Annotated in this window: 8 protein-coding genes; 1 reads left to right on the top strand and 7 read right to left on the bottom strand. The window is 46.3% G+C overall.

All coding sequences use genetic code 11. The annotated features are described in order from the left end of the window. Window positions 1–163: 163 nt before the first annotated feature. The 3 genes from QUB08_RS22210 to QUB08_RS22200 form a co-directional block, all read right to left on the bottom strand. Window positions 164–577, bottom strand: a complete 414-nt coding sequence (locus QUB08_RS22210) for a nuclear transport factor 2 family protein (protein WP_190657739.1) — start codon at window positions 575–577, stop codon at window positions 164–166. Window positions 578–653: 76 nt separating this feature from the next. Further along, the gene (locus QUB08_RS22205) at window positions 654–1,496 is read right to left on the bottom strand and encodes a Uma2 family endonuclease (protein WP_333227170.1); all 843 of its coding nucleotides are present in this window, start codon (window positions 1,494–1,496) and stop codon (window positions 654–656) included. A gap of 74 nt (window positions 1,497–1,570) precedes the next feature. Beyond that, complete coding sequence (locus QUB08_RS22200) at window positions 1,571–2,566, bottom strand: AEC family transporter (RefSeq protein WP_333227168.1); 996 nt, start codon at window positions 2,564–2,566, stop codon at window positions 1,571–1,573. 108 nt (window positions 2,567–2,674) lie between these two features. Between QUB08_RS22200 and QUB08_RS22195 the strand changes: the two genes are divergently transcribed. Further along, on the top strand, window positions 2,675–2,902 hold the full coding sequence (locus QUB08_RS22195; protein WP_333227166.1) for a hypothetical protein: 228 nt from the start codon (window positions 2,675–2,677) through the stop codon (window positions 2,900–2,902). A gap of 38 nt (window positions 2,903–2,940) precedes the next feature. Here QUB08_RS22195 and QUB08_RS22190 read toward each other — a convergent pair whose 3' ends face one another. The 4 genes from QUB08_RS22190 to QUB08_RS22175 all read right to left on the bottom strand — a co-directional run bounded on the left by QUB08_RS22190 (window position 2,941) and on the right by QUB08_RS22175 (window position 7,063). Further along, on the bottom strand, window positions 2,941–3,147 hold the full coding sequence (locus tag QUB08_RS22190; RefSeq protein ID WP_333227164.1) for a glycogen debranching protein: 207 nt from the start codon (window positions 3,145–3,147) through the stop codon (window positions 2,941–2,943). 385 nt (window positions 3,148–3,532) lie between these two features. After that, window positions 3,533–4,018, bottom strand: coding sequence for a GNAT family N-acetyltransferase (locus tag QUB08_RS22185; RefSeq protein ID WP_333227172.1), 486 nt, complete (start codon window positions 4,016–4,018; stop codon window positions 3,533–3,535). Between the two features lie 180 nt (window positions 4,019–4,198). Then, the gene (locus QUB08_RS22180) at window positions 4,199–5,272 is read right to left on the bottom strand and encodes an RNA polymerase sigma factor, RpoD/SigA family (protein ID WP_333227162.1); all 1,074 of its coding nucleotides are present in this window, start codon (window positions 5,270–5,272) and stop codon (window positions 4,199–4,201) included. A gap of 117 nt (window positions 5,273–5,389) precedes the next feature. Then, entirely contained in the window at window positions 5,390–7,063 is a 1,674-nt protein-coding gene (locus QUB08_RS22175) for an ABC transporter ATP-binding protein (RefSeq protein WP_333227160.1), read from the bottom strand. Window positions 7,064–7,200 lie beyond the last annotated feature (137 nt).

Raw genomic sequence — 7,200 nt, 5'->3', positions numbered from 1 at the left:
CCGCCCTTTCTGGACGGGCGGGACGCCCATCCCACAAGAACCATCAAAATTCTAAGTTATTTAATTCTCATTCCTTAGTCAATCATGACTAAAGTCCTTACTACAAACCTGCATATTTTCCTAAAAAGCCAGGTTTATGCGTCTAGAAACTCACCGATAGATCTTATCGAAACTTCCGTTCCGACTCTTGAATGGGAACATCATTAATGCTAGCTTCACGTCTTCGCATTAACCCATTTTCGGCAAATTCCCACTGTTCATTACCATAGGCCCGATACCAGTACCCAGAATCATCGTGCCACTCATACTCGAAGCGAACAGAAATCCGATTGTCTGTAAAACTCCACAGTTCTTTCTTTAAACGGTAATCTAATTCCTTTGCCCATTTTCGTCTTAAAAAAGCCTTGATTTCTTCCCGTCCGCTGAAGAATTCGGCACGGTTTCGCCACTGAGAATCTTCCGTATAAGCTAAGGCTACTCGTTCTGGATCGCGGGTATTCCAGGCATCTTCAGCAGCTTGAACTTTGGCTTTAGCCGTTTCCAACGTAAAGGGCGGTAGAGGTGGTTTAGTTTCCATCAGCTTTGTTTTTTGTGACTATAAAAGGTAAGGTGCTGGATGCTCGCGCTACAGAGAGAGTTTTGGGACTTTGATATCAATTCTCAGCATCGGGATCGATTCCCATTGCTCGCAGTCGCTCCGCTAACTGGGTGACTTTTCGCTCTGCTTGTTCGGCTCTTTCTCGTTCTTGTTGAGCTCTTTCCCGTTCTTGTTCGACCAGGGCCCGCTCAACTTCAACTTGTTCGGAGCCAGTTAACAGCAAATTCCCCTGCGAATCCCACCACCGCAGCCAAAGCAGTTCTTGATTTTGATAGCTTCCCTGCCACAGTCCCAATTCTACATCTAATACAGGAATGGGATAGTGACCGCGTTCGTTTGGCTCCATCCTTCGATACACAAAATCTATCAGGTGATAGACCTCTAAATTGCCCGTTCTCATTTCATAAATGCCGTAGTAAGGAATGCGGATAATTCTCTCGTACACCCAAAACTTACCGGGTTTAGTTGTTGTACCGTCAGCGGCTACAGTCAAGGGAGTACGTGAAGCGAAGCTATCCCGAAGGGAATCGCGCTCTTCCTCTCCATTACCGCTAGCAAATTCTAAAGCAATGAACGGAGCCATGTGTTCCCGCCAAAGTACATAAGAACGGCGAAAACCGTCAAGTGTTGCCGGTACATTGGGCACGTAAAACCAATCCGGTGCTTCTGCACCTCGCTCTAGCGGGTCAGTTGATCGCCAGTAAATCCCGCAATCTTGCCCGATCGCATATTGTCCATCTGGATGCAGCCGCTCTACAACCGGCGCGATCGAATCTGTCAGAATGATGCTCTGAGGATGCTCCTGAAAATTTTTTACAAATGTACCGTCTTCGTCTGGCAATTGGGTATGGTCGGGGAATGCAGGAGGCAGACCTGTAGCAGTTATTGTCTCATTCATAGTCTTTTCCGTGCAGTTATTGTTCATTGTACAGCGAAATTTAATAGCAATCTGATTTGAAACTTTAGCTAATATTAACTAAACCCAGCTAACCACAGCGGAAGCATCAACAGCAACCCGACAGAAGTGATGGCGATGCTGCTAGCTAACAAATCGCGATCGAGCTCGTAGACTTCTGCTAAAATCAGCACGGAAAGAGCTGTGGGCGTTCCCGACATCAACACCAACACGAACCTCGGATCGCCGCTCAATCCGAAATAACTAGCACCCAATCCGATCAGCACCGGCACAATTACCACTTTTAACAGCGACGGGATTAACGCCAGTTCAAAACTTTCCCATTTTTTAATAGACCTCAGCCGGATGCCAACCAGCAGCAAAGCACTGGCAATTACCACCCAAACAGCAGTCTGCAATCCCGATTCCACTGTCTCGGGCAAAGGGATGTTTCTAGTATAAAAACCAATTAAAAATGCCCACAGGGCGGGAACTGTCAGCACGTCCCGGATCTGAGTCCACCAGTGATTTTTTTGCTCGGAGTTCCCGAAATAGCTAGCAATAAATACACCGAAACAATAAGTTCCAATAACATTGTTAGTGACGCTGTATAAGACAGCCCAGTTGGTGTTATCGGTGCTGATGATAGACGGGGTGATTGCTAATCCAACAAAGCCCGTATTCCCTAACATCGCAGCTAGGATGAAACTCCCTTCGCTCGATCGCTTCAGGGAATTAAAATTTAATAAAAATAAATTTACCAGAGAATTTTTGCCCTGAAAAAAGGGCTTTTTGATGTGGGCCGCACTCAGCCTACGCAATAATACCCAAGTCAGCCAAGCAAAACTCGTACTCAGAAATAACACGAATATGGCGATCGCCGGCGTGAATCCCACAGCACCCGAAAATTCGCTGTGACGGGCTAAAACTAGAATTTGCAGCGGTATCCCAATCCAGAAAAGAAAGTAGCTCAGCAGCTTGGGAAAATTAACTGGGATGTACCGAAACAGCAGCAGTCCCAAGCCCGTCCAGATAACTAGAGGCGTATAAGCGTGAAATAAGGTTTCAATCATAAAAATTTAACTAGACAATTGGAAATGCCTCTATCTATTAATAGTAATCCTAAAAGCCGTTTAAGAAATGCGAATTGTCGTTAGCGGAGCCCTCGAAGACGATCGCACTTGCACGCTTTTTCGTCATCGGGTGTTCGCAGCACTGCAGGCCCGAAAATTTCCGCCCAAATTCCCGCACCTTGCAGGGCAAACTTCTCAGACTGGCAGCCCCAAATGCTTGCAGCTTTTTACCTTCACATTCACAAAACCTCTGTTAATTTGACAAATGTGCGATCGAGTTATCTTGCCTTGGACGAACAGACGGGGAACGTTTTCCTGCCGTTTCGAGCGAACTGAAACAGGGGGAGACTAAAGCTGCTGATGACTTGCACTCATTAATTCAATTTCAAAGCATTAACAGGCACCTCATCCCAAGAACTAACAGTCCCCAAGGTAGCAACCCAGCCCTGCTGTTTTTGCTCTGCCGTCAAATTCTGCTCAAAAGATTGGTGGCAATCCTTCGCTTGAGTCTCATCGCAACAAGCAATGCAAGAATAAAGAATGCCCGACGGATCGATTTGCTCGTTTACCCAAATAATCACGATCTACTCTCCCAATTAACTTAACTATTATCTAAATTTTCCTATATTTTTGTCAATTAATTAGGTAGGTATTAATTAACCAGAGTGCGGCATTTTAGCTTAACAGGCAAGATGCCTGTTCCACACATAGGCAAGATGCCTGTTCCACACATAGGCAAGATGCCTGTTCCACACACAGGCAAGATGCCTGTTCCACACACAGGCAAGATGCCTGTGCCACACACAGGCAAGATGCCTGTTCCACATACTGTTCCACATACAGGCAAGATGCCTGTTCCACACACAGGCAAGATGCCTGTTCCACACACAGGCAAGATGCCTGTTCCACACACAGGCAAGATGCCTGTTCCACACACAGGCAAGATGCCTGTTCCACACGCCTGAATTACTTCGATGCCAAATTTGCCAAAGACTCGCCCGCAACCCGGCAAATCCGCCAGTCGGGCATCACATCAGCACCGATACCCTTGTAAAATCCGATCGCCAATTCATTCCAATCCAAAACGCTCCATTCCAAACGCCCGCAGCCCCTTTCAACTGTCAACTGCGCTAAATAAACTATCAAAGACTTGCCAATTCCCCGCCCTCGAAACTCAGGCAGCACGAACAAATCTTCTAAATAAATTCCCGGCTGAGTCAAAAAAGTAGAATAATTGTAAAAAAACAGCGCCCAGCCCACAACTCGATTTTCGCACTCGGCTAAAATCGCTTCAGCAAAAGGTCGATCGCCAAACAAATGATTCTCCAAATCAACCGCATTACCAGTAACGGCATGAGATAATTTTTCGTACTCAGCTAAAGCTTTAATCAAATCAAACAGCACCGGCACGTCGGCGCGGGTAGCTGTACGCAAAATTACCTCAGAAGACATAAATAAATAAGTAAGTAGTACGCGACAATCAACACTTAAAAATACCACATCAAGACATTTTTAATTTGTAATTTTTAATTAATTTTTTCCACATTAAACCAGCATATTTACGGTGGCCTCGGAGTGCCACCCCACAATAATTTTAAGATTTTTCAAAATGCCAACTCAAGGTTTTTTAGTTTATTTCAACCAGCCCTTCAATCGTTCCGTCACTTGAGGGCGACGCAGCTTTCGCATTGCCTTATTTTGAATTTGACGGACTCGTTCGCGGGACAAATTGAACAAACTGCTGACCTCTTCTAAAGTGTAAGGTTCGCCGGTCAGCAAACCGTAACGCATAGCAACAATCTCTTTTTCCCGCTCAGTCAAAATACTGTCCAACACCTCCAAAATATCTTGGCGCATCATCATCTCATTCATCTGAGCTTCGGGAGATTGCGTCGCGTTATCTTCGAGAACATCCAAAAGTTCCGAACTTTCTTCGGAGCCGATGCGGTGGTTGAGAGACAAAGATTGCCGGCGTACTTGCTGGAGGTAGCGAAGCTGTTCGCAAGTCACTTGCATTTCTCTAGCAAGTTCAGTTTCACTTGGATTTCGTTGAAGAGAACGCTTCAAATCTCGATAAACTTTTTTAAGTTTATTTAACTGTTCGACAATGTGAACAGGCAAGCGAATCGTCCGCCCTTGATTGGCAATTGTCCGGGTAATTCCTTGGCGAATCCACCAATAGGCATAAGTAGAAAACTTGTAACCCTTCTCCGGATCGAACTTTTCGGCTGCCCGATTCAAACCCAAAGCTCCTTCCTGAATTAAATCGAGAAAAGGCACGCCCCGATTAAGATAGCGTTTGGCAATCGAAACCACCAAGCGCAAATTCGAGCTGATCATTTTCCGTTTCGCCGACTGACACTGGTGGCGAAGCTGTTGCAGTTGAGTTTCGCTTATCCCCAAAGCCGCTGCGAGTTCAGCTTTTGTCGGCACTCTGTCTAATTCCTGCTGCAAACGCTGTTCTAGTTCATCCAGGGCTACCAATTCTTGAACGCGGCGCGCCAACTCTACTTCTTCGGCTGCTGTCAGTAGAGGATACCGAGCCATTTCCTTGAACAAAGCTCCCACTGGATCGTCGGCAGACCAGTTGTTGTATGCTGACGATCGAGTTACCGTGGGACGATCGATCTCGGTGTCTTCATCTTGTGCGATCGCGAATGAGGCTTCGGGTGCCACCGCAAAACTGCCTAGGTCAGATTCTGCCATATCGTGCTTGGTGTCGGTGGAAGGATTTGAAAAGTATCCCTTAACTTTAACCAATTTAACCCGAAATTTCCGAAATCCCAAATCCCAAATCCCAAATCCCAAATCCCAAATCCCAAATCAATTAGTTCGGGCTAGTAAAGGAGCAGCCTGCAACAACTGCTGAGTGTAAGGGTGCTGCGGATTAGTAAAAATATCCCTAGTCTTACCGATTTCAACAATTTTTCCAGCATTCATTACCGCAATACGATCGCAAAAAAATCTCGCCACCCACAAATCGTGCGTAATAAACAGATAAGTCAAATTAAATTCCTGCTTCAACTCCAACATCAGCTCTAAAACTTGAGTCTGCACGCTGGCATCCAGCATACTCACAGGTTCGTCGCAAATTATCAGTTGCGGTCGAGTAATCAAAGCGCGGGCTATAGAAACTCGCTGCTGTTGTCCTCCCGACAATTCCCCCGGATAGCGACGAAAGAAATCCTCCCCTGGAGTTAAACCCACCCGCTCTAACATTTGGATTACTTGTTTTTTCGCTTCGCTACCATTAGCTAATTTGTGAATAAACAAAGGGTCAGCAATACTTTGCCCGACAGTCATCATCGGATTCAGGCAAGCGTGGGGGTCTTGAAAGATCATTTGCATTTCGCGGCGGTGCTTCCTCACAGCATCCCGGTTCAGGGCAGTTATATCTATTCCTTGAAATTCCACTTTGCCACCAGTCGCGGTAATTAGCTGCAAAATCGTGCGTGACAATGTACTTTTGCCGCAGCCGGACTCCCCCACCAGCCCTAGGATTTCTCCCCGTTGTAGCTCTAAACTAACGCCGTCTACGGCTTTAATTACCTGGCGATTCCGGGAAAATAACTGATCTAATAAATTGCTTTCTAAACTGTAGTGTTGCTGCAAATTCGTTACGGTCAAAAGAGGTGAATTTGTTGAGTTTGCAGTAACGACTTCAGTCCTGATTTCCTCGAATGCTAACCCTTTGCCAGAATCGGCTTGAATGTGCAAAGCTGCTTTGAGGAGCGATCGAGTATATTCGTGCTGTGGCTTTTCAAAAACGTTTTGCACCGGCCCTGTTTCTACGACTTTACCGCCGTACATCACCGCAATGCGATCGCAATACTCAGCCACCATCGCCAAATCGTGAGAAATCAACAAAATTGCCGTTCCCCGTTCCTCACAAAGTCTGGTTAATTCCTGCAAAATCTGAGCAGCTACAGTTACGTCCAAACTGGTAGTCGGTTCGTCCGCCACAATTAATTTGGGATCGAGCAAAAGAGCCAAAGCAATAGCTACTCTTTGTCGCATTCCGCCGCTAAATTCGTGGGGAAATTGCGACCAGCGAGACGCCGGAATTTTCACAGCTTCCAGAGTTTCGATCGCCCGTTTCTTAGCTTGCTTGCGATCCAAATTCGGTCTGTGAGCTTGCAAAGTCTCGATGCAATGTTCTCCTACAGTCATCAAAGGATCGAGACGAGTCATCGGATCTTGAAAAATCAATGCCACAGCTTCGCCACGAAACCGTCTCAGCCGCGAAGCATTCATATCAAACACTGACTCTCCAGCAAAACTAACTCGCCCCTCAATCAGCGTTGAATCCGGCAGCAACCGCATCGCCGCCCTTCCCAAAGTTGACTTACCGCACCCAGACTCCCCAACTAATCCGAGCTTTTCCCCCGGTTTCAGCGTCAGGGAAACCCCGTCCACGGCCCAACCTGATTGGCCTCGCCGCTGAGGATAAGCTACTCGCAGATTGTCAACGGAAAATAGAGAAGAGTCATTAGTCATTAGTCATTAGTCCTTAGTCTGTTGTCTGTTGTCTGTTAACTGTTGTCTGTTGTCTGTTGTCTGTTGTCTGTTGTCTGTTGTCTGTTGTCTGTTGTCTGTTGTCTGTTGTCTGTTGTCTGTTGTCTGTTGTCTGTTGT

The organism is Microcoleus sp. BR0-C5 (genome assembly GCF_036705045.1).
Lineage (GTDB): Bacteria > Cyanobacteriota > Cyanobacteriia > Cyanobacteriales > Microcoleaceae > Microcoleus.
This window is presented reverse-complemented; position numbering and strand designations above follow the sequence as displayed.